At 72.5% G+C, this 21,250-nt stretch carries 19 protein-coding genes; 12 read left to right on the top strand and 7 right to left on the bottom strand.

Annotation, left to right across the window (positions count from 1 at the left end; all coding sequences use genetic code 11):
• Nucleotides 1–62 precede the first annotated feature (62 nt).
• Nucleotides 63–560 (top strand): hemerythrin domain-containing protein, encoded by a 498-nt coding sequence (locus ABD297_RS18045; protein WP_344256454.1) that lies wholly within the window; start codon nt 63–65, stop codon nt 558–560.
• Nucleotides 561–676: 116 nt separating this feature from the next.
• Here ABD297_RS18045 and ABD297_RS18040 read toward each other — a convergent pair whose 3' ends face one another.
• The 4 genes from ABD297_RS18040 to ABD297_RS18025 form a co-directional block, all read right to left on the bottom strand.
• Nucleotides 677–964 (bottom strand): hypothetical protein, encoded by a 288-nt coding sequence (locus ABD297_RS18040; protein WP_344256453.1) that lies wholly within the window; start codon nt 962–964, stop codon nt 677–679.
• A 12-nt stretch (nt 965–976) separates the two neighbouring features.
• Entirely contained in the window at nt 977–1,417 is a 441-nt protein-coding gene (locus tag ABD297_RS18035; RefSeq protein WP_344256525.1) for an Hsp20/alpha crystallin family protein, read from the bottom strand.
• A gap of 267 nt (nt 1,418–1,684) precedes the next feature.
• The gene (locus tag ABD297_RS18030; RefSeq protein ID WP_344256452.1) at nt 1,685–1,912 is read right to left on the bottom strand and encodes a hypothetical protein; all 228 of its coding nucleotides are present in this window, start codon (nt 1,910–1,912) and stop codon (nt 1,685–1,687) included.
• 48 nt (nt 1,913–1,960) lie between these two features.
• Nucleotides 1,961–4,774 (bottom strand): FAD-binding and (Fe-S)-binding domain-containing protein, encoded by a 2,814-nt coding sequence (locus ABD297_RS18025; protein WP_344256451.1) that lies wholly within the window; start codon nt 4,772–4,774, stop codon nt 1,961–1,963.
• 7 nt (nt 4,775–4,781) lie between these two features.
• Between ABD297_RS18025 and ABD297_RS18020 the strand changes: the two genes are divergently transcribed.
• The gene (locus tag ABD297_RS18020) at nt 4,782–5,507 is read left to right on the top strand and encodes a GntR family transcriptional regulator (RefSeq protein WP_344256450.1); all 726 of its coding nucleotides are present in this window, start codon (nt 4,782–4,784) and stop codon (nt 5,505–5,507) included.
• 82 nt (nt 5,508–5,589) lie between these two features.
• Nucleotides 5,590–6,801 carry a phosphoglycerate dehydrogenase gene (gene serA, locus ABD297_RS18015; protein WP_344256449.1) on the top strand — a complete coding sequence of 404 codons (1,212 nt, stop codon included), beginning with the start codon at nt 5,590–5,592 and terminating at the stop codon, nt 6,799–6,801.
• 31 nt (nt 6,802–6,832) lie between these two features.
• Here the strand turns inward: serA and ABD297_RS18010 are convergent, their stop codons facing one another.
• Complete coding sequence (locus ABD297_RS18010) at nt 6,833–7,741, bottom strand: alpha/beta fold hydrolase (RefSeq protein ID WP_344256448.1); 909 nt, start codon at nt 7,739–7,741, stop codon at nt 6,833–6,835.
• Nucleotides 7,742–7,803: 62 nt separating this feature from the next.
• Between ABD297_RS18010 and ABD297_RS18005 the strand changes: the two genes are divergently transcribed.
• The 5 genes from ABD297_RS18005 to ABD297_RS17985 all read left to right on the top strand — a co-directional run bounded on the left by ABD297_RS18005 (nt 7,804) and on the right by ABD297_RS17985 (nt 13,057).
• Nucleotides 7,804–8,358 carry a TetR/AcrR family transcriptional regulator gene (locus tag ABD297_RS18005; protein ID WP_344256447.1) on the top strand — a complete coding sequence of 185 codons (555 nt, stop codon included), beginning with the start codon at nt 7,804–7,806 and terminating at the stop codon, nt 8,356–8,358.
• 161 nt (nt 8,359–8,519) lie between these two features.
• Nucleotides 8,520–9,710: an alkaline phosphatase family protein gene (locus tag ABD297_RS18000; protein ID WP_344256446.1), complete on the top strand. Its 1,191-nt coding sequence runs from the start codon at nt 8,520–8,522 to the stop codon at nt 9,708–9,710.
• Between the two features lie 103 nt (nt 9,711–9,813).
• Nucleotides 9,814–11,385, top strand: a complete 1,572-nt coding sequence (locus ABD297_RS17995) for an RNA polymerase sigma factor (protein ID WP_344256444.1) — start codon at nt 9,814–9,816, stop codon at nt 11,383–11,385.
• A gap of 99 nt (nt 11,386–11,484) precedes the next feature.
• Entirely contained in the window at nt 11,485–11,991 is a 507-nt protein-coding gene (locus ABD297_RS17990; RefSeq protein WP_344256443.1) for an RNA polymerase sigma factor, read from the top strand.
• Nucleotides 11,984–13,057: a hypothetical protein gene (locus ABD297_RS17985; RefSeq protein ID WP_344256442.1), complete on the top strand. Its 1,074-nt coding sequence runs from the start codon at nt 11,984–11,986 to the stop codon at nt 13,055–13,057. The genes ABD297_RS17990 and ABD297_RS17985 overlap by 8 nt, the downstream gene beginning before the upstream one ends.
• Nucleotides 13,058–13,103: 46 nt before the next feature.
• Here ABD297_RS17985 and ABD297_RS17980 read toward each other — a convergent pair whose 3' ends face one another.
• Nucleotides 13,104–14,570, bottom strand: coding sequence for a lanthionine synthetase LanC family protein (locus tag ABD297_RS17980; RefSeq protein WP_344256441.1), 1,467 nt, complete (start codon nt 14,568–14,570; stop codon nt 13,104–13,106).
• Between the two features lie 324 nt (nt 14,571–14,894).
• Between ABD297_RS17980 and ABD297_RS17975 the strand changes: the two genes are divergently transcribed.
• The gene (locus tag ABD297_RS17975) at nt 14,895–15,467 is read left to right on the top strand and encodes a DUF4203 domain-containing protein (RefSeq protein WP_344256440.1); all 573 of its coding nucleotides are present in this window, start codon (nt 14,895–14,897) and stop codon (nt 15,465–15,467) included.
• A 120-nt stretch (nt 15,468–15,587) separates the two neighbouring features.
• Here the strand turns inward: ABD297_RS17975 and ABD297_RS17970 are convergent, their stop codons facing one another.
• A complete protein-coding gene (locus tag ABD297_RS17970; protein WP_344256439.1) occupies nt 15,588–16,595 on the bottom strand; it encodes a DUF2332 domain-containing protein in 1,008 nt (335 codons plus the stop codon).
• Nucleotides 16,596–16,771: 176 nt separating this feature from the next.
• Between ABD297_RS17970 and cofG the strand changes: the two genes are divergently transcribed.
• From cofG to ABD297_RS17955, 3 genes are all read left to right on the top strand, one after another.
• Nucleotides 16,772–18,994, top strand: a complete 2,223-nt coding sequence (gene cofG / locus ABD297_RS17965; protein WP_344256438.1) for a 7,8-didemethyl-8-hydroxy-5-deazariboflavin synthase CofG — start codon at nt 16,772–16,774, stop codon at nt 18,992–18,994.
• A gap of 49 nt (nt 18,995–19,043) precedes the next feature.
• Complete coding sequence (locus ABD297_RS17960) at nt 19,044–20,468, top strand: flavin-containing monooxygenase (protein WP_344256437.1); 1,425 nt, start codon at nt 19,044–19,046, stop codon at nt 20,466–20,468.
• Between the two features lie 246 nt (nt 20,469–20,714).
• Nucleotides 20,715–21,032, top strand: coding sequence for an antibiotic biosynthesis monooxygenase (locus ABD297_RS17955; protein ID WP_344256436.1), 318 nt, complete (start codon nt 20,715–20,717; stop codon nt 21,030–21,032).
• Nucleotides 21,033–21,250: the final 218 nt, after the last annotated feature.

The raw sequence follows: 21,250 nt of genomic DNA, 5'->3' as shown, positions 1-21,250 counted from the left end.
GGTGCCCGCACGCCCGAAACCGTGGCGTCCCGGCGCCGACCCACCACTCGTGAAGGAGCCCCATGTCCACCGATGCCATCGTCCTGCTCAAGGAGGACCACCAGGAGGTCCGCAAGCAGTTCCGGGCCTTCCGCACGAAGGATCGGACGCCCGTCCAGAAGCAGGCGATCGTCGACACGATCCTCGAGCTGCTCACCGTGCACACCTACGTCGAGAACGAGGTGATGTACCCCCGCGTCCGCGAGCTGCTGCCCGACCTCGAGGACGACGTGCTCGAGTCGTACGAGGAGCACCACGTCGCCGACCTCCTCTGCATGGAGCTCGCCGCGATGGACGCCACGGACGAGCGTTTCGACGCCAAGACGACGGTGCTCATCGAGAACGTCGAGCACCACATGGAGGAGGAGGAGCAGGACTGGTTCCCCAAGGTCCGTGACGGGCTCGGACGCAAGCGGCTGCAGGAGCTCGGCGCGGAGCTGCTCGAGGCGCGCAAGCGCGCCCCCCGTCGTCCCGAGCAGCCGAGCGCGATGAAGAAGGCGATCGACGCCGTGGTCTCCTGACCGGTCGCGCCGACCGGCGCAGACACCAGCGGTCCCCGGGTGGGCTCGTGCCAGCCGGGGACCGCTGTGCGTGTTGCGTGATACGTGCTGTCCTGGACCTCACCCCCTGGTGGCCGTCACGGTCGCGTTCGGGTCGGCTCGGGCGGTGAGCGCTCCCGTCGTGGAGAGCTCGACGGGACCCACCTCGCCCGAGGAGCGGGCTGCCCGCGCGCTGCAGGGCGTCCGTCGGCCGGGTCCCCCTCGGCTCCTCCAGGGGGCGGGGTCGCCGGCGGCGGCCAGGAGGCGGCGATGATCGCCTCGAACTCTGCGGCGAGCAGATCGTCGTCGCCGCAGACGATCTCGACGAAACGGGCGTCGACGTCGTCGGCCAGCAGGGGCTCGGCGACACGGGTCGGAGTGGCCATGACCGCTCCCGCTCAGCTCGTGATGGCCTGTCGTTCGTCGTGGTGCGAGATCTCGATCTTGCGCGGCTTCGCCTTCTCCGCCACGGGGATCGAGAGCGAGAGGACGCCCGCGTCGTAGCCTGCCTGGATGCGGTCGGTGTCGAGGCTGTCGCCGAGCACGAGCTGCCGGCTGAAGACCCCGCGAGGCCGCTCCGCGGCGATGAGGTCGGCGTCGCTCGCGCGCGGTGCCCGCTCTGCCTTGACGGTGACGATGTTGCGTTCGACGTCGAGGTCGATCGACGACGGGTCGACGCCGGGCAGGTCCAGCTCGACGTGGAAGGTGTCCCCGTCGCGCCAGGCGTCCATCGGCATGACGGACGGGCGGGCCAAGGTTCCGGCCGATCCGAAGGCCAGCTGGGCCATGCGGTCAAGGTCTCGGAAGGACTCACGGAAGGGGTCGGTGCGCATCAGCATCGTCTTCACCTCCATCGTGTCTGTGATGCTCCACGGTGGCCGTAGGTCGCCGTCTGCGACCCACGGCATGCGCTACAGATTTTTTGTAGCACCGCCGACATGATCATGCAAGAGGTCAAGCGCGCCGGTCCGACTCGTCCGGCCCAGACCTGAAGGTCGTTGTGCCCCAACTCAACTCGTCGCGGTCGAGCAGTTCCAGGCTGCGTCGATGCCAGCCGCCGGCCGGCGGTCCGCCAGCGCCGCGGAGGTGCCCCCGCGAGGTGCGCGTCACCCCTGGTCGACCCCTCGCGCCACGAGGTAGAGCGGCAGGAACAGCACCACGACGAGCAGGCAGAGCGCCGCCCACACCTCCGGACGGTCCACCGTCAGGCGGCCCAGGGTCACCACGACGGGGCGGCGCTGCGCCAGCCGGGTGCGGGCGTCGTCCAGGACCCACAGGCTGAGCGCCACGACGCCCAGCACCACGACGAGGGCACCGACGAGAGGTTGGACCACCCCTCCATCATCCCCGCCCCAGCGGAGTCGCGACAGTTCCGGCCTCCGTCACCGGCCTCGGCGCGACCCGTCGAGCAGCTGCGCGAGGTGCAGGCTCGGCCGGTCGCGGAGGTCCGCGACCTGGGTGCGACAGGAGAAGCCGTCGGCGAGCACGACCGCCTCGGTGTCGGCGTCGAGGGCGGGCAGCAGGTTCTGACCCGCCACGGCGAGCGAGACGTCGTAGTGGCCGATCTCGACGCCGAAGTTGCCGGCGAGCCCGCAGCAGCCGGCCAGGGTCTGCACCGTCGCGCCCGTAGCGGCGAGCAGGTCGGCGTCGGCCTTCCAGCCGAGCACGGCGTGGTGGTGGCAGTGCGGCTGGGCGATGACGGTGGTGCCTGTCAGGTCGGGGCCGGACCAGCCGGGGGTCTCGGACAGCAGCTCCGCCAGGGTGCGCACGCGCGAGGCGACGAGGGCAGCGTCCTCGTCGCCGGGCAGGAGCTCGTGGACGTCCGAGCGCAGCACCGCCGTGCAGGACGGCTCGATCCCCACGATGGGCACACCTGCGCGGGCGTCGGTGGCGAGGGCGGCCACGGTGCGCCGCAGGATGCTCCTCGCGGAGTCCAGCTGTCCCGTCGTGATCCAGGTGAGACCGCAGCAGACCGAGCCGCTCGGCAGACGGGGCTCGTAGCCCGCGTCGCGCAGGACGCGCACCATCGACTCGGCGACCTCCGGCGAGAAGGCGTCGGTGAACGAGTCGGCAAAGAGGACAACGGGTTTCAGGTCAGAGCTGGCCGGCGTGAACGTGCGACGGAAGGGACGACGCGCGAACGCGGGGATCGAGCGGCGCCGGTCGACCCCGGCGAGCCAGAGGGCAGCCGGGCCGACGACCGGCAGCGTCAGCATCCGGTTCGCCACGCCGGGCACGCGGCCGCCGAGCCGCGCCCACAGCGGGAGCTTCCCGAGGGAGTAGTGCGAGCGGGGCCGGATCCTGCCGCGGTAGGTCTGGTGGAGCACCTCGGACTTGTAGGTCGCCATGTCGATGCCGGTCGGGCAGTCGGACGCGCACCCCTTGCACGACAGGCACAGGTCCATGGCGTCGTGGACCGACGGGTGCGACCACGGGAGGTCGCCGCGTACGACGTCCTGGAGCACCCGGGCACGTCCTCGGGTCGAGTCCTTCTCCTCGCGGGTGGCGAGGTAGGAGGGGCACATGACCCCGCCCGCCGCCGAGTTGTCGGCCCGGCACTTCCCGACACCGGTGCAGCGGTGCACGGCCTGCGCGAGGTTGCCGTCGTCGTGGGGATAGGCCATGGCCAGCTCGAGCACGGGGAAGCGCGCAGCCGGGCGCACGTCCGCGTCGAACGGGTCGGGGTCGACGAGCACCCCGGGGTTGAGCAGGTTGTCGGGGTCGAAGGCGTGCTTGATCCCGCCGAAGAGGGCGAGCGCGTCGGCGGAGTACATGTGGGGCAACAGCTCGGACCGGGCCCGACCGTCGCCGTGCTCACCGGAGAGGGATCCACCGAATCCGCCGACCAGACGGGCAGACTCGGTGAGGAAGTCGCGCATGACCCTCGTGCCGTCGGGCCGGTCCAGGGGCAGGTCGAGGCGGACGTGCATGCAGCCGTCGCCGAAGTGGCCGAACGGCGCGGAGGTCATCCCGTAGGAGCCGACGAGCTCGTCGAACGCCGCGAGGTACTCCCCCAGGCGGTCGGGCGGCACGGCCGCGTCCTCCCAGCCGGGCCACGCCGGCTTGCCCGACGGCGCCCGTCCCGCGAGCCCGGCGCCGTCCTCGCGGATCCGCCAGAGGCGCGCCTGCACCACGGGGTCCCGGACGACGACGGCGTCGTCCGCGAGCCCCTCGGCGGCGAGGCGCTCGGCGCGGTCCGTGACCTCGCCGAGGTCCTCGCCGGCGAACTCGACGAAGAGCCAAGCGCGCCCGCGCGGAAGGGACGGGATAGCGTCGGGTCCACGACGTGCGCGCAGCACGTCGATGAGCCGCGAGTCCAGACCCTCGCACGAGGTCGGCCCGTGGACGACGACGGCCGGGGCGGCCCGGCCGGCAGCGACGATGTCCTCGAACCCGAGGACGACGACGACGCGCACGGAGGCGTCGACGACGAGCTTCACCGTGGCGCGGGTGATGACCCCGAGGGTGCCCTCCGACCCCACGAGCGCCTGGGTGAGGTCGAAGCGCTCCGGCAGCAGGTGGTGCGCGGCGTAGCCCGAGACCTGGCGGCCGAAGCGGTCGAACTCGGTGCGCGCCGTCGACAGGTGGCGGCCCATGACGGCACGGACGCCCGAGACCACGTCGTCGGCGCCCCCGGCACACGGCATACCCCCCTCGTCGTAGCCGGTGCTGAGCACCTGGCCGGCCGCCGTGAGCAGCTCGAGGCCCGCGACGTTGTCGGAGGTGCGGCCGTAGGCGAGCGACCGCGAGCCGCACGCGTTGTTGCCGATCATCCCGCCGATCGTGCAGCGCGGGTGGGTCGACGGGTCGGGACCGAACCGTATGCCGTGTGGCGCGGCGGCCCGCTGCAGCACCGCGTGGACGGTGCCGGGCTCGACGACGGCCGTGCGCGACTCGGGGTCGACCGACAGCACCCGGCCCATGTGGCGGGAGAAGTCGAGCACGACGCCACGGCCGACGGCGTTGCCGGCCACGGAGGTGCCGGCGCCGCGGGACGTCACCGGGACTCCCGCCTCACGGGCGACGGCGAGGGTCGCGGCGACCTCGTCGGCGTCGCGCGGGCGGACCACCGCGAGCGGGGGGATGCGGTAGAGCGAGGCGTCGGAGGAGTACATGGCGCGGGTGCCGGCATCGGCACGGACCTCGAGCCCGGCGCGCTCGAGCGCGGGCACCACCTCGGAGACGACCTCGACCATGGGTAACATGTTACTCATGGTCCGGCTGTCGCTCCCCCACGGCGCACCCTCGCTCGCCGACGCGGTCGTGGGCGCGGTCCGTGCAGGCGTCACCGCCGGTGAGCTGCTCCCGGGCGAGACCTACTCGGTCTACCAGCTCGCGGAGCTGCTCGCGGTCTCGCGCAGCCCGGTGCGCGAGGCCCTGCTCCGCCTCGCCGAGGCCGGGCTCGTCCAGATCGACCGCAACCGCGGCTTCCGGGTCGTGCTGCCCCAGGCCCGCGACATCGAGGAGATCTTCGACATCCGCCTCGCGCTCGAGCCGGCTGCCGCCCGTCGCGCCGCCGAGCACGCCACAGACGACGAGCACGTGGCCATCCGCGCGGCCTTCGCGGACCTCGGCGCCGCCGTCGGTGACGAGGAGCGCTTCTGGCTCGCCGACCAGCAGCTGCACGACCGGCTGGTGCGGGCCGGCGGCAACCACCGCGCGGCCGCCATCATCGAGCGGCTGCGCGCCACGACCGCCCTGCTCGGACCCCCCACGACGACGGCCGGGCGCACCCTCCCGGAGATCCGCGACGAGCACGAGCCCATCGTCGCCGCCGTCCTCGCCCGCCGCGGCGAGGAGGCGGAGCGCGCGATGCGTGCACACCTCGAGCACACAGGCCACCTCCTGGCGCAGACCCTGCACGGGGGCGCTTCCGAGGCCACCGGCGTCTCACAGAGCGCCCACCCGCACGCTGCCGTGGCCGGATGAGGCAGCCTGAAGGGCGAGAAGACCACCAGCCCGCCACCCCGGCGGGTCGACCGACAGTCTCGACGACGAGGAGAAGACACGCGTGAAGGTGCTGCTGCTGGAGAACGTCCACGCCGTTGCGCAGGAGACGTTCCGCCGCCACGGCTTAGAGGTCGAGGCGCGGTCGGGCTCCCTGGGTGAGGCGGAGCTGATCGAGGCCCTGAAGGGCGTCACCGTCGTCGGGATCCGGTCCAACACCAAGGTCACCCGCGCCGTGCTCGACGCCTGCCCCGACCTGCGCGCCATCGGGTGCTTCTGCATCGGCACCAACCAGGTCGACCTGACCCGTGCCACCGAGCTCGGCATCGGCGTCTTCAACGCCCCGTTCTCGAACACCCGCAGCGTCGTCGAGCTCGTCATCGGCGAGATCCTCGCCCTGGCCCGACGGCTGCCCGAGAAGACCCAGCGCATGCACGACGGCGTCTGGGACAAGTCCGCCAAGGGCGCCTACGAGACCCGCGGCCGCACGCTGGGCATCGTCGGCTACGGCAACATCGGCACCCAGCTGTCCAACATGGCCGAGGCCATCGGCATGAGGGTCGCCTTCTTCGACACCGCCGACCGCCTCGCCCACGGCAACGCCCAGCGCATGGGCTCGCTCGAGGAGCTGCTCGAGGAGTCCGACGTCGTCAGCCTCCACGTCGACGGGCGGCCGGGCAACGCGGGCCTCTTCGGGGGCGAGCAGTTCGCCAGGATGAAGCCCGGCGCGGTCTTCATCAACGCCTCGCGCGGCATGGTCGTCGACGACCTGGCCCTGCGCGAGCACATCCTCAGCGGACACCTGTCCGGCGCCGCCATCGACGTCTTCCCGGTCGAGCCCAAGGCCCAGGGCGACCTCTTCGAGTCGCCCCTGCGCGGCCTCGACAACGTCATCCTCACCCCCCACGTCGGCGGCTCGACGGAGGAGGCCCAGGAGGAGATCGGCACCTTCGTGTCCAGCAAGCTGTCCGCGTACATCCTCGACGGTGCCACCGCCCTGTCGGTGAACCTGCCCGACGTCGCCCCGGCGCCCCGCGAGGGCTCCTTCCGGATCGCCCTGCTGCACCGCAACGTCCCGGGGGTGCTGGCCTCGATCAACCGCACCCTCGCCGAGGCGGGCGCCAACGTCATCGGCCAGTCGCTCGCCACCCGCGGTGAGCTCGGCTACGTCGTGACCGACACCGACGACCACGTGACGCCCGAGACCCTCGCCTCCCTGCGCCACGTCGCCGAGGCCGTCCACCTCGAGACGTGGCACCAGGACGCAGCCGAGTGACGGCCTGACGCCGGCTCCGTCCTGACCGACGTCAGGCAGCCCGCTCGATCCAGTCGAGCGCGAGCTGCGCCACGGCGTCCGGGGCGTCGTCGGTGACGAAGTGCGCGGCGTCGTCGACGTAGGCGAACTCGAGGCTGTCGGCGTACCGCTCGGGAGCCGGACAGATCCGCCCCATCAGGTCCTCGGTCCACGGGTGGTCGCGTCGACCGAGCACCACGAGGGTCGGGACCGTGAGCCGGCGCCGGCGGTAGACCCCGCTCATCATCCGGAGGCCCTCGGGCAGGACCATCCGGCGATAGAGCGGACGCACCGAGGCATCGATGTCGGTCCGGGCCAGGGGCGCGAGATGGGCGTCGACGGTCGTCTGCGCCATCGGCACCGCGCAGTACCTCTCGGAGAAGATCCCTCGCAGTGAGGCCCCGGGACGGTGCCACAGGAACGCCGGCAGGTGCTCGAAGCCCCGGAGCAGCCTGGGGCTGAAGGCCATGAAGCCCGGGGGCACGGAGAGCTGCACCGCCGTCCGGACCCGCTCGGGGTGGTCGTAGGTCAGCTGCATCGCGGTGACGACGCCCATGTCGTGGGCGACGACGTGAGCCTCGTCGACGCCGAGGGCGTCGAGCACGGCGACCAGGTCGCGCAGTCGCGTCTCGCGCTCCACTCCCGGGTCCTCGGCCACGGTCCAGCCGGCGCCACGCAGGTCGGGACAGATGACCCGGTGCCCGGCTGCCGCGATGACCGGGCCGACGGCGTGCCACTGCCACCAGTGCTCGGGGAAGCCGTGGAGCAGGACCACCGGGTCACCGTCACCGTTGGTCGCCACATGGGTGCGCACCCCATGTGTCTCGACGACGAGGTGGTCGAAGCCGGGGGCCGGGGGCAGCTGGGGCCACCAGGCTGAGACGTCGACGGGACGGAGGTCCTGCGGCTCGGACGCGGTCATGACGGCCCCCTGCGAACGATGGCTACTATGTTCATAGTAGAGCGTTCGACGAAGGAGTGTCCATGGCGGCGGCCACGCGCGAACGTGCTCTCGAGGCGGCCGTCGAGCTGCTCGGCGCAGAGGGCGTGCGCGCCCTGAGCCACGCGCGGGTCGACGCGCGGGCCGGCCTCCCGCCGGGCTCGACCTCGAACTGGTTCCGCACCAGACGCGCACTGCTCGGCGGCCTCGTCGACTGGGTCGCCGAGCGCGAACGCGCCGACTTCGCTCCCGGCACTTGGCCCGCCGTCATCGGCCCCGACGGGCTGGTCGACGGTCTGTGCGCCATGATCGAGCTGCAGAGTGGGCCGTGGGCCACACGAACCCGCGCGCGGTACGCGCTCTTCCTCGAACTGGCGCACGACCGAGATCTCGGCGAGCCGCTGCGGCGCCAGCGCCGCGTGTTCGAGGAGTGGACCGAGCACCTGCTCGACGCCGTGGGCATCGCCGACCCGGTCCCCGCGGCCCGAGCCCTCATGGCCCTGGCTGACGGGCTGCTCCTGCACCGGCTCACCGTCGACCCGGACCTCGACGTCCGCCCCGCCGTCGAACGCACTGTGCGCGCGCTGGGAGCGGGCTGACCGCAGCGAGCACCGTTGCCGCGCAAGGCAACTCGTGGCGACCATCGACTGCTGCACCTGCTCCGGGCCGGGGTTCGGCGCACCAGCGGCCGCAGCGTGCCCCGAGGAGTCAGAATGGAACCAGCCGAGGACCACGGCCGGGGCCGACGGAGGGAGCCTTCATGACACGCACCGTTCCCACCGCGCGCCGAACCCGCAGGTCGCTGCTGGCGCTGGGCGCCGCGGCACTCGTCCTGGTCGGCTTCGGGCTGCGAGGATCCGCGTCGAGCGACACCACGTCCAGCGACTCCACGCCGAGCGCTTCCTCGGCGAGCGACGCGTCGCCGAGCACCACGGCATACGTGCCCCCGATCAAGCACGTCTTCGTCATCAACATCGAGAACAAGGGCTACGACAAGACCTGGGGACCCGGCTCGGCCGCCCCCTACCTCTCCCAGACCCTCCGCTCCCAAGGCGTGCTGCTCGACACCTACTACGGCACCGCCCACAACTCCCAACCCAACTACGTCGCCCAGATCTCCGGCCAGGGCCCCAACACCCAGATGCAGTCCGACTGCCAGAGCTACTCCCCGTTCACCGGCACCGGCAACGCCAGCCCCGCACAGGCCGTCGGCACCGGCTGCGTCTTCCCGACCTCGGTGCCCAACCTCACCGGCCAGCTGAACGCCCAGAAGCTGACGTGGAAGGGCTACATGGAGGACATGGCCACGCCCTGCGAGCACCCGGCGCTCGACACCGTGGACCCGACGCAGAAGGCCACCGTCGGCCACCAGTACGCCGTGCGGCACAACCCCTTCATGTACTTCTCCTCCATCACCGACTCGCCCAGCTGCGCCCAGCACGTCGTGGGCCTCGACGCGCTCACCGCGGACCTCGCCTCGGCCACCACTACTCCCAACCTCAGCTACATCACGCCGAACCTGTGCCACGACGGCCACGACTCCCCCTGCGTCGACGGCCAGCCCGGCGGACTGACCAGCGTCGACGAGTGGATGAAGGTCTGGGTGCCCAAGATCCTGGCCTCCCCGGCGTACAAGGCCGACGGGATGCTCGTCATCACCTCCGACGAGTCCGACGGACCCCACAGCGACGCCACCGCCTGCTGCAACGAGGGCCCCGGCCCCAACGCCGCCCTGCCCGGCATCACCGGCCCCGGCGGCGGCCGCATCGGCGCGCTCGTCCTCTCGCGCTACACCAAGCCGAACACGTGGAGCACCACCAGCTACAACCACTACTCGCTGCTGGCCTCCATCGAGGACATCTTCCGGCTGCCCCACCTCGGCTACGCCCAGACCCCCGGCCTCAACCGCTTCGGCCTCGACGTCTACAACTCGGGACGAAACCGGTCCTGAGGCGCCTTTTGCCTGACGGGATGCAACCGAGACAGGGCCCCGGGGATCGTGTGTCTGCAGGCTCTTTCAGGAGCCGCGTCAGAGATCCGGGGAGGTGGGCCAGATGCGCGGAGACGACGTGGTCCGGTCGGTCTACGAGCGGTCCTACGCACGTCTGGTGACCCAGCTCGTGGCACTCTGCGGCAACCGTTCCGAGGCAGAGGACGCGGCGCAGGATGCCTTCCTCGAGGCGCGGACCCATCGCACCGACTTCCTCGAGGCACCCGGCAAGGACGCGTGGCTGCGGAGCGTCGCCCTCGGCCGGGTCCGGCGCTCACCCAGGGCGCTGCTCCCGGTCCTGGGAGCGACGCGGTCGAGGCCCGAACCCGACATCGACCTCGGCGCCGAGACAGCCGACGACCAGGTCACGGTCGTATATGCGTTGAGCCAGCTGAGTCTGCCCGTTCGCGTCGCCGTCGTCCTGCACTACGTCGCGGGCCTCAGCACGGGGCAGATCTCAACAGAGCTGGGCATCTCCGAGGGGACGACCCGGTCACGCCTGGCTCGAGGCCGTGCGCAGCTGGCACGAGACCTCTTCGACCGGGAGGACGACAGCCCTTGCGGCTTGGTCGAATTCGCCCGAAAGACCGACAGGACGGTCGTACTGCTGCCTTTCGAGGAGGTGGTCTCGCGACGGCGCCGTGCCCGCCGGCGTCACTCGGCCGCCGCTGCGGCCCTCGCTCTCACCGCAGCCCTGGCAGTGGCCCTTGCCGTCACCGGCCTGGCTCGGCTGGCTCCACGACAGCTCCCGCCCGGGGCGCAGTCGCCGATCCTCGTCCCCGGTTGGACGGCCGACCAGATCGTCGGACACCCCGAGGCCTTCGTCGTCACCCAGCTCCAGTCCCGCACCCAACCGAGCACGACCTTGACGGTGTGGAAGCGCTGCACCGAGCCTCGGGCCGACCACGACTGCTTCGGCCGCGAAGCCATCGCCGTGGTGGACGCCTCCGAGCACCGGCTCGTCACGCTCGGCGCGGTGACCGGGTCCCGGCAGCAGCCCTCGCTGGGCGACGACGGGTTGCTCCGCGAGGTCGGCGACGGGCTCTGGTACTGGGCCCACGTGGCACCGGGGCCGTACCTCCTCTCGCCGACCATGCACCAGGCTGCGGACCTGACCGTCCTCGACCACCGTTACACCCACACCTTCGGCGTGCCGAGCATCGAGTGTGCGGACCGGGTGGGGCTGTGCACCCTCAACCTTCGTGCACGGACCCTCGAGCGGCTCGCCGTTCCCCAGATCCCCGACACCCGCTGGGCGACTCCGACCGCGGCGGGCTGCGGGCTCTGGGGCCTGGCAGGGGTGGGCGGCAACCTGCGACTCGTGATCCAGCAACGAGACGGCTCCTTCGCCGGCGCCGACCTGCCCGAGGACCGTGACGCGACGACCATGGCCGAGGGCGGCCGACATTGTGAGGTGGCGTACTACGAGGGCATCCCCACCACGTCGGTGAGGGACCAGCTCGTCGTCAGCCTCGACCAGGGCCGGACCTGGCAGAGCCGACGGTCACCGGTGCCCCACGACACCGGTCTCGTCGAGGAGCGCCCACACCTCAGGTTCCTCCTGTCTCCGAGGTGGGCGGACCTGCCCGCGATGACCGGCCCGCTCGAGCACCCCGGTCCCCTGCGTCCGCTCTGACGGTCTCAGTGGTCCTGATCGGCCAACCAGGGCAACCGGAGCCGCCGCTGGAGGATCGTTCAAGTGGGACCCCATCGTGGATTCGGCAGGTGGCAGCACATGGACGACGACGGCGACACGCTGCGCGTGGTGTACGACGTGTCCTACCGACGCCTCGTGACCCAGATGGTGGCCCTGTGCGGCAACCGGGCCGAGGCGGAGGACGTCGTGCAGGAGTCGTTCCTGACCGCGTGGACGCATCGCGCCGCCTTCACCGAGGCCTCCAACAAGGAGGCCTGGCTGCGGGCGGTGGCACTGAACCTGGTGCGCCACCGCTGGCGCCGGGCGAGGGTCACGGCTCGTGTCCTGCCGAAGCTGCGGGCGGGTCTGGGCCTCGACCTCGGGGCGCAGGCGCCCGAGGACCACGTCGAGGTCGTACGCGCCCTCGGCCGGCTCGCTGAGCAGGTACGCCTCACCGCAGTGCTCTACTACATCGCCGACCTGAGCGTCGCGCAGATCGCGCACGAGCTGTCCGTCCCGGAAGGCACCGTCAAGGCCCGACTCGCCCGGGCCCGGGCCCAGATGGCCGCCTACCTCAGCGAGCGAGAGGAGGCTGACCGTGACTGACCTGCGCAGCTTCGCCCGAGACACCGAGCGGTCGGTCGACCAGCCCCCCTTCGACGCCATGCTGGCCAGCCGGCGCCTCGCCCACCGGCGCCGCGCCGCCGTTGCCGTCGCGGCCGCGGTCGCCGCCGTCCTGGCCCTCACCCTGGCGATCGCCGGTGTGAGCCAGCTGCGCCACCGGGAGGTACCGGCTCGTCCGGCACCGCGGCTGCTCGTGCCGGACTGGACCGCCGACGAGATCGTCGGCCGGCCGGACGCCTTCGTCGTCAAGCAGCTCGCCTCCCGCACCGATCCCCGGACCCTGCTGACGGTGTGGAAGCGCTGCCCGAACCCCGGACCGCACCACGACTGCCTCGGCCGCGAGGCGATCGCCGTCGTCGACGGCGCGGGCCACCGGCTCGTGGCGGTCGCGGCGGTCACCGACGCACTCGATCAGCCGTCCCGCGCCGGGGGCGGTCTGCTCCGTGAGGTCGGACCCGGCCTCTGGTACTGGGCGCACCAGGACCCCGGGCCCTACCTCCTGTCGGCGACGATGAGCCGACCGACCGCGCTCACCGTGCTCGACCGACCCGTCACCGGTCCCTTCGGACTCCCCGGCATCGAGTGCGCCGACCAGGTCGGCGTGTGCACCCTCGACACGCGAGCGCGCACGCTGGCGAGACTCGCGACCCCCGACGTGCCCGACACGCGGTGGGCCCTCCCGACGAGCCCGGGCTGTGGCCTGTGGGGTCTCTCCGGGATCGGCGTCAGGACCCGACTGGTCATCCAGCAACGCGACGGCTCGTTCGCGACGGCCGACCTGCCCGACGCCCCGCTCTCCACCACCATGGCGGAGGGCGGCCCGAGCTGCGAGGTCGCGTACTACCAGGGCGTCGCCCTGGACCAGGACCAGCTCGTCGTCAGCCTCGACCAGGGCCGCTCGTGGCAGATCCGCAAGACCCCCTTGCCGCAGGTGGCCGGCTACTACGAGCACCAACCGCGCGACCGGTTCCTCATCCCACCCCACTGGGCCGATCTCCCACCGATGTCACACGGACTCAGGGCGCCCGGAGTCCTGCGGCCGCTGTGACGCGGGGAGCCTCGGCGCTCACGGCTGCCGGGGTGACCCAGACGACTCAGCCCCTCGCGGGACCCTGCCCCTGACGCGGCTGTGACGCCCACCAGGTGTCCATCCGCCCGACCGCCGCAGGCCGGCCGCTGTCCCCGGACACGCCACGACCGCCGCTGTCGACCACGCGCGCCAGCCGGAAGAGGTAGGCAGCGATGCCCGCCGCCCCCTGCATCCACCCGAGGCCGGGCGGCAGCAGCGGTTCGTCGTCGCGGTGCTCGACGAACCGCCAGTAGGCGCGATCGCCCTCGACGACGGCGTGGTCGACGCACGCGTCACCCAGGCGGACGGCGAGCTCGAGGTCCGCCGGCTCCCCGAGGCTCGTCCACGCGTCGAGGAGCGCGTCGCCGACTCCCGCCGAGCCGCAGCAGCGGCCGTCGTTGTCCCAGAAGCCCGGCCGCAGCCGCTCGGGTATGCCGGAGGCGTGCAGGGCGTCCAGGGACCGCCGGTGCCAGGTGAGGGGGTGCTCCCCCGCGACCTCCGTCACGCCCGCCGAGTCGAGGGCGAGGAACAGCAGCGAGGTCCCGGCCGGGCCGTGGCACCATCCGTAGGCAATGGGCTCGAGCCCGAGCTCAGGAGCCGGGGGCACGAGGTGAGGCAGGGCCAGCCCGGGGTGGCCCGGGACCCGGAGGCCCACGAGGTGCTCCGCCCCTCTCCTGGCGGTCTCGACGACGTCCGGACGGTCCAGGGCGTCACCGGCGACGGCCAGCGCTGTCGCGATGCCCGCCAACCCGTGGGACCAGTTCGGCATGTCGTGTCGCGGGCGCAGCCGGTGGCGGTCCGCGACCATCGGCCAGTTCAGGCCGTCGGCCGCCGGCTCGGCCTCGGCGACGAGCACGTCGACGCAGCGGTTCGCGAGCTCGGGCCCGGCCGCGGCGCCGTGACGCGAGGCCCAGACCGCGGCGAGCAGGACGCCGGCGGTGCCCAGCGTCGCGTCGTGCACGCGCGCGTCGGGCGTGTGGCGCGGAGGGCCCGCGGCCTCGGTGGGCCAGCCGTCCGTAGTGTGCAGCTCGAGCAGCCGGTGCAGGGCCGTGTCCACGGCGGCGAGGTGCGTGGCGGGAGCCTCGTGGTCCCGGCCGGCCCCACCCCCGGCGCCGGCGGCGACGAGCGTCCCGACCGTGCTCGAGAGCCCGTCGAAGTAGGAGGCGTCCGTCGCGGTCGGGGTCTCGGCGCGCAGGCGCGAGACGACGCCGTCGACGAGACGCACCTCCGCGTCGGTCCACGCGCGCGTGAGCCTGATCTCGGCGAGGGCGTGGACGAGGCCGGAGACCCCGCTGTGCAGGCCCTGCGGGAACTGCGGTCGCACCGCAGGGCCTCCCGTGAGATCGGCGGAGTCCGGGATCCAGGGCCCGTCGTCGTCCCACTCGACGTGCTCGAGGACCCAGCGCCAGGCGCTCTCGCCGAGCACCCGGTAGGTCTGGGCCCGGTCACCTGACGAGCGTCCCGTCGCGTCCCTCGGCGTCGGCTTCGGCATACCGCCATCGTCGCAGCCAGGTGCCCGTCCCGCGGGCACTCGCGTGATGCGAACCGGGAGCCCGTGCTGCGGTCGAGCGCCGAAGGGATCGACTGCGGGGCTGCGCGGTCGCGACCCTCGGGGGCGTATGCCACGGGTGAGGCGCCGCTCCGGGCCAGCACGTCGTGCCCGCTCGCTTCACCCCCGACGGATGACGTCACTGCCCCGCCTCCCGTGGTGCGATCCCAGCATGAGCGCGCCGAGCCTCCCCCACCTGCGGTCACTTCCCGCGTGCCCGGGCCGGGGCGGCCTGCGTCAGATGGACACACCCGACGGGGGCGCGTCATGAGTGGATGGGTCGTCGCCGCGGTCGGCGCCGTCCTCTGCTTCGCCGGCATCGCCTCCCTGAACGCCGCCGTCCTCGTGTCGGCCTTCGGTCTCGTCTGGCTGCTCGTCGACACCGTCGGTGCCTCCACCGGGACCACCCTGCTCGTGGCCGCCGCCGGCGCCGTCGCGGCCTGGGTCCTCGTCCGGCTGGTCTTCAAGACGGCCTCGTTCTTCGTGGGCGCCCTCGCAGGCGCGGTCGTCGGCGCACGCGCCTACGCGATGCTCGAGCCGGGTGGCGGGAACGTTGTGGTCGGGCTCGTCTTCGTCGCCGCGGTCGGCGTGCTCGGCGGCTGGCTGGCGGCCCGGTGGAGCGTCAAGGTCCTCCTCGTCCTCACCGCTCTCGGCGGCGCGGGGCTCGTCCTCTGCGGCCTCGGACGGTCGGTCGAGGGGCTCGCGTGGCTCAGGGCACCGGACGAGACCTACCTCGCGGTGGTGGACGTGCTGCTGTGGCTGGTCCTCGCGGCCCTCGGGTGGGTATCCCAGCGCCGCATCTCTGCGCGTCGGGTCGAGGGCAGGTCGCCTCGACGCTGACCGCACGAGTCGAGTTCCCCTCTCCCCGAGACGTTTCCGCGGGTCGCCACCACGAGTCCTTGAGGCCGACGGGGAGCTGGCGACGGTCAGTGAGCGGTCGGGCGGTGCGGCGAGACGGGCTCAGCCGACGGACGACGGAGCCCACCAGTGCAGACCCCGCCCGTGCTGGTGCGTGTGGCCGACGGCGCGCCCGTCGACGCCGAGGACGTAGCGCCCCGGCGGTGGCGGGGGACCACTGCCCGTGACCGCCGGGAGCGTGCGGGGTCGCTCGTTGCTGACCCAGTGCACTCGCGGGTCCGTGAGCAGGTCCTGCATCAGGGCGGCGAACCGCTCACGGCCCGGCACGTCGAGGTAGGTGATCACGGCGGAGTGGAAGACGAGGAGCCTGCCGTCCCCGGGCAGCTCGGCCAGGGCCTCTGCGGCGAGGTCGGGCAGCTCGTGCAGCAGGTCGCCGCGGCGGAGGTCGGGCCGTTCGCGGCGCGCGATGCCCAGCGCCTCCTCGAGCCGCGCCCGCCGGTCCTCGTGCTCGGGCCAGACGAGGGTCAGCAGCCAACGGCGGGTCTCGGGGTCGGCGGCGTCGAGCGGGTTGAGGTCGATGCCGCCGCGCCAGGCGACGAGTGGCACGTCGTCCGGAAGCGGAGCCGGACCCGAGACGTCGGCGTAAAGGGTCCGGGCCTCCGACCCGGCCGTCCGGGTCCCGTCGTCGGTGCCCCACGCGTAGGACCACCGGTCGGGGTAGAGGCAGAGCCCTGCGCTCGCCCCCACCTCGAGCAGCCCCAGCGGGCCGTCACCCGGGAGGCTCGCGAAGGCCGGCACCAGGGTCGCCAGCCTGCCGACCTCGTTCGTCTGGGTGGCGCGCTCGAGGATCGTGCGCCTGATCCGGCCGGTGTCCCCGAGGAGCGCCGCGCGGAGCTCCGCGTAGGGCGCCGGGGCGGTGAGGCCGTGCCAGCGCGCCGCGGCGAAGACGAGGTTCGGCTGGCGTTTCGGCTCCGGGAGCCGCGCCAGCCACCGCAGGACCGCGAGGTCGTCGGCGACCCCGAGCGCCCACTGCTCGAAGCAGGGAGAGTTGCCCGCGGCGTACACGGCGAAGTGGCGATAGGTCGCCTGCACGTCCTCGAGCACTGGCACGCACGCAGTCAAGCACGGGGGCTCCCGGGAGGCGGCGCGCTCGACCGGGCGACACGGCATACGCGGCCTCCCTGCTCCCGAACCGCAGGGTCGTGAACGACTCCCGGGACGATGGTGTGGAATGGGAGACCCGCGTACCGCAGACACCGACCGTCACGGTTCCGTGAAGAAGTGTGATGGGAGATGCCGTGCGCCAAGAGGTCACCGAGCTGGTTGCGATGCTGTCCGCCCGCGGCGAGGACCTCACCGGCCTCATGGCCCGCGCTGCCGACCTGCGCGACGAGGGCCTCCGCCGCGCAGGCCGCGACCGGGTCATCACCTACTCCCCCAAGGTCTTCATCCCGGTCACGACGCTCTGCCGGGACCGCTGCCACTACTGCACCTTCGTCGACACCCCGGCCAAGCTGACCCGTAAGGGGCTGTCCCCCTACCTCTCCGAGGATCAGGTCCTCGCGGTCGCGCACCAAGGTGCCGCGCTCGGCTGCAAGGAGGCGCTGCTCACGCTGGGCGACCGCCCCGAGGAGCGGTGGGACGTCGCGCGTGAGTGGCTGCAGGAGCACGGCTTCGACTCCACGCTCGCCTACGTCGGGCACCTCGCCCGCCGGATCACAGCTGAGACGGGGCTGCTCCCCCACCTCAACCCCGGGGTGATGAGCCTCGCCGAGCTCCAGGCGCTGCGGCCCACCGCGCCGTCGATGGGGATGATGCTCGAGACGACGTCGCGCGAGATCTTCGAGCAGCCGGGCGGAGCACACTTCGGCTCCCCCGACAAGGACCCCGAGGTGCGCCTGGCCGTGCTCGAGGACGCCGGGCTGGCTCGCGTGCCCTTCACCACCGGCCTGCTGGTCGGCATCGGCGAGTCCGTGCAGGACCGCGCCGAGTCGCTGATCGCGCTGCGCGACGTGCACGAGCGACACGGGCACCTGCAGGAGGTGATCATCCAGAACTTCCGCGCCAAGCCGGCCACGGCCATGCAGGACGTCGACGACGCCGGCACGGACGAGTACCTCGCGGCGGTGGCGACGGCGCGGGTCGTCCTCGGAGCCGACATGCGCATCCAGGCGCCACCGAACCTCAGCGACCCGGCTAAGCTGGTCGCACTCGTCGCCGCCGGCGTCGACGACTGGGGCGGGGTGAGCCCCCTGACCGCTGACCACGTCAACCCGGAACGGCCCTGGCCGCGGCTCGACGACCTCGACCGGCTCACTCGCGACGCGGGATTCACGCTGCGGCAGCGGCTGACCGTCCACCAGCCCTACGTCGACGACCGCGACCGGTGGATCGACGCGGGGCTGCATGAGGCCGTCCTCGCAGCGAGCGCCACGACGGGGCCGCGACGACCTCGCACCGGGCCTGGCGTGCCTGCCGGGCCCGCCATGCCTGCCGGGCCGAGCCCGCGCAGCGGCGCCACGGACCTGGTGAGCCGGGCAGCCGCCGACCCGACGGGACTCTCCGACGCCGACTACAGCGCGCTCCTCGGGGCTCGGGGCGACGAGCTCGACCGTCTCGCGGCGCTGGCCGACGACCTGCGGCGCTCGGCCGTCGGCGCCACGGTGAGCCTCGTCGTCAACCGCAACCTCGGCTCGGACGTGTGCGTCGACCCCGACCTCGTCGAGCACGTCGCCGCCGACGCCTGGGATCTCGGCGCGACCGAGATCTGCATCCAGGGCACGGCTCCGGCCGACGCCCCGGACGACGTCTACGAGCGAATCGCCTTGGCGGTGAAGCGCGGTGCTCCGGACATCCACCTGCACGCGTTCCGGCCGGCCGACGTGGTCGATGGTGCCCGTCGCACCGGTCGCTCTCTCGAGGACCACCTCCGTGCCCTCGCCGAGTCGGGCGTGGACACCGTGCCCGGCACCGGGGTCAAGCTGCTCGACGAGGAGTACCGGGCGCGGACGTTCCCCGCCGACCTCCCGGTGGCGCAGTGGCTGACGTCGATCAGGACGGCCCACTCCCTGGGCCTGCGGTCGACGTCGGTGATGTTCTACGGCCACGGCGAGACGCTCCCCCAGCGCGTGGCCCACCTGCGGCGGCTGCGATCGCTCCAGGACGAGACCGGCGGCTTCACCGAGTTCGTCCCGATGCCGCTGCCCGGCACGACGGCCGACCTCGACGACGCCCGCGCCGTCCACGCGGTCGCGCGCCTCGTGCTGCACGGCAGTATCAACCACCACCAGGCGCCGTGGACCCGCCTGGGCGTCGAGGGCGCCGCGGCCGCCCTCCGCTCGGGCGCGGACGACCTCGGCGGCACGCTGCTCGACGGTCGGGTCCTTCCCGAGGCGGGCATCGAGTTCGGGCGTGAGCTGCCGGTCGAGGCGGCCCGTCGGCTCGCGCGCACCCTGGGCCGCACCCTCAGACTGCGCACGACCACGTATGCCGGCACGTCGGCCCGGTGAGGACGCGCGGTGAGTGCGCGGATGAGGGTGCACGGATGAGGGTGCACGGATGAGGGTGCGCGTCGCCGTGGTCGGAGCCGGCTTCGCCGGGCTGGGCACGGCGCTGCGGCTCCAGGCGCAGGGCGAGGACTCCTTCGTCGTCCTCGAGCGGGCGTCCTCCGTCGGGGGCACGTGGCGGGACAACACGTATCCCGGCATCGCCTGCGACGTGCCGGCGCACCTCTACTGCTTCTCCTTCCTGCCGAACCCTGCGTTCTCCAGCCGCTTCGCACCCGGGAGGGAGATCCGCGACTACCTCCAGCGCGCGGCCGAGCCGGTCCGCGAGCACCTCCGACTCGGCACGGACGTCGAGTCGGCCGTCTGGTCCGAGAGCGGGTGGCACCTGACGACGTCCCGTGGTCCCGTCGTCGCCGACGTCCTCGTGCTGGCTGCCGGGCGCCTCACGGCGCCGCGGCTGCCGGATGTGCCCGGGAGGTTCGACGGTCCGGCCTTCCACTCGTCGGCGTGGGACCACTCGGTCGATCTCGACGGCGCACGGGTCGCCGTCGTCGGCACCGGGGCCTCGGCGGTCCAGCTGCTGCCCGAGGTGGCCGAGCGCGCACGGTCGGTCGTCGTCCTGCAACGGAGCGCGCCGTACGTCCTGCCTCGCGGGGACGTGGCGTACGGGGCGCGAGAGCGCGCCCGCTTCGCCGAGCACCCGGAGGAGCTGGCCGCGCTGCGGGCTCAGCTGTTCGCGGAGGCCGAGCGCCTCTACGACGCCCGTGTCGGCGACCCCGTCGCCCGCGCCGAGGCGAGGTCCCGGGCCCTGGGGCACCTCGCCGCCGAGGTCGAGGACACCCACCTGCGAGCACGGCTCACCCCGGACCACGAGTTCGGCTGCAAGCGGGTGCTCTTCTCCGACGACTACTACCGTGCCGTGTCGCTGCCGCACGTCACGGTGACGGGTCCCTTGACGGGTTTCGGACCGGATGCGGTCCTCACCGAGCACAGGAGTCACGAGGTCGACGCGGTGATCCTGGCCACCGGCTTCCACACCACCCGCCAGCCCTATGCAGGGATCGTCCGCGGCCGCGAGGGCCACACGCTCGAGCAGCACTGGAAGGACGGGATGCAGGCGTACGCCTCCTCGACGGTCCGAGGCTTCCCGAACATGTTCATCCTCGACGGGCCCAACGCGAGCCTCAGCCACAACTCCGCCGTGGTGATGATCGAGACCCAGATCGACTACGTCCTGGGAGCGCTGCGCCACATCCCGGCGGGCACGGCCCTCGAGGTGTCCGCGTCGGCAGAGGACGGCTACGCACAGGAGATGGCGGCCCGCAGCGTCGGCAAGGCGTGGACCTCCGGCTGCTCGAACTGGTACCTCGACCCTCGCACCGGTCGTCAGAGCCTGCTCTGGCCCGGTCGGGCCACGGAGTTCCGCGAGAGGTTCGGGACCTTCGACCCCGAGCCCTACGAGCGTCGAACGAGCTGACGGCCCAAGCACCTGACGGGGCAAGGTCCTCCCAGAGTCGAGACTCGAGTCGGATTCGAGCGCCACCAGCCGCGCTCGCTGCCTGGCTGACGGCCCCCGGTCGTCGACTCCGGGGCCGGTAAGGGCGGCCGCCACACGAGCGACCCCCTGCTCGCCTTGGGCACGAACGGACCCGCCGTGACCCCTCGAAGGACTACCGTGAAGAAGCCCTGACGACAGGGCACTGTACTCGGCGAGGAGGGCACGATGGCTGACAGCTGGACCTTCAGCGAATGGTCGATCGGAGACGTCGAACCGACTGCCTTCGTGGAGGCGTTCCAGCGGTTCGCCCGGGTGGCCACGGCACTCGGTGGTGCCGGCGAGGGGATGGTCCTGCAAGACGAACAGGACCCGACTCACTTCGTCATCATCCGTCGGTGGGACAGCGCTGAGGTCGTGGAGCGTTGGGCTGGGGCGCAGGCCGAGCACGCGGATGAGGTGAGGCGCCTCGTGCCAGCGGGAGGTCGTTCGGCCGTGATGACGAAGGTCGCCGACCTCGGTGGTTCCGCGACGCAGAGCTCGTAACCCTCGTGTTGGCAATTGGGGTGTCCAGAACTGACGTTGCGCACCGCGTCGTCCGTGGTGCGACCGGATGGCGATCGTCTGGTCTTCGCCTCTAGATGTACTCGGCCTGGACGTTGGTGACAGGTAGACGTTGACGACGAGGAGAGCCTCCGGGTGAGGTGAGGAGTGTCTACGTCCCGCACCGCCCGGAGGCTCTCGTGTCCCACGCTAATGCCCGT

The sequence above is a fragment of the Terrabacter carboxydivorans genome, from assembly GCF_039532035.1.
GTDB classification, from domain to species: Bacteria; Actinomycetota; Actinomycetes; order Actinomycetales; family Dermatophilaceae; genus Terrabacter; species Terrabacter carboxydivorans.
The sequence above is the reverse complement of the archived record's forward strand: the minus strand, read 5'-3'. Positions and strand labels throughout refer to the sequence as shown.

Coding starts and splice junctions, on each gene's coding strand:
- ABD297_RS18045 (WP_344256454.1), top strand. CDS start 63: ATGTCCACCGATGCCATCGTCCTGCTCAAGGAGGACCACCAGGAGGTC.
- ABD297_RS18040 (WP_344256453.1), bottom strand. CDS start 964: ATGGCCACTCCGACCCGTGTCGCCGAGCCCCTGCTGGCCGACGACGTC.
- ABD297_RS18035 (WP_344256525.1), bottom strand. CDS start 1,417: ATGCTGATGCGCACCGACCCCTTCCGTGAGTCCTTCCGAGACCTTGAC.
- ABD297_RS18025 (WP_344256451.1), bottom strand. CDS start 4,774: ATGGTCGAGGTCGTCTCCGAGGTGGTGCCCGCGCTCGAGCGCGCCGGG.
- ABD297_RS18020 (WP_344256450.1), top strand. CDS start 4,782: ATGTTACTCATGGTCCGGCTGTCGCTCCCCCACGGCGCACCCTCGCTC.
- ABD297_RS18010 (WP_344256448.1), bottom strand. CDS start 7,741: ATGACCGCGTCCGAGCCGCAGGACCTCCGTCCCGTCGACGTCTCAGCC.
- ABD297_RS18005 (WP_344256447.1), top strand. CDS start 7,804: ATGGCGGCGGCCACGCGCGAACGTGCTCTCGAGGCGGCCGTCGAGCTG.
- ABD297_RS18000 (WP_344256446.1), top strand. CDS start 8,520: ATGACACGCACCGTTCCCACCGCGCGCCGAACCCGCAGGTCGCTGCTG.
- ABD297_RS17995 (WP_344256444.1), top strand. CDS start 9,814: ATGCGCGGAGACGACGTGGTCCGGTCGGTCTACGAGCGGTCCTACGCA.
- ABD297_RS17990 (WP_344256443.1), top strand. CDS start 11,485: ATGGACGACGACGGCGACACGCTGCGCGTGGTGTACGACGTGTCCTAC.
- ABD297_RS17980 (WP_344256441.1), bottom strand. CDS start 14,570: ATGCCGAAGCCGACGCCGAGGGACGCGACGGGACGCTCGTCAGGTGAC.
- ABD297_RS17975 (WP_344256440.1), top strand. CDS start 14,895: ATGAGTGGATGGGTCGTCGCCGCGGTCGGCGCCGTCCTCTGCTTCGCC.
- cofG (WP_344256438.1), top strand. CDS start 16,772: ATGGGAGATGCCGTGCGCCAAGAGGTCACCGAGCTGGTTGCGATGCTG.
- ABD297_RS17960 (WP_344256437.1), top strand. CDS start 19,044: ATGAGGGTGCGCGTCGCCGTGGTCGGAGCCGGCTTCGCCGGGCTGGGC.
- ABD297_RS17955 (WP_344256436.1), top strand. CDS start 20,715: ATGGCTGACAGCTGGACCTTCAGCGAATGGTCGATCGGAGACGTCGAA.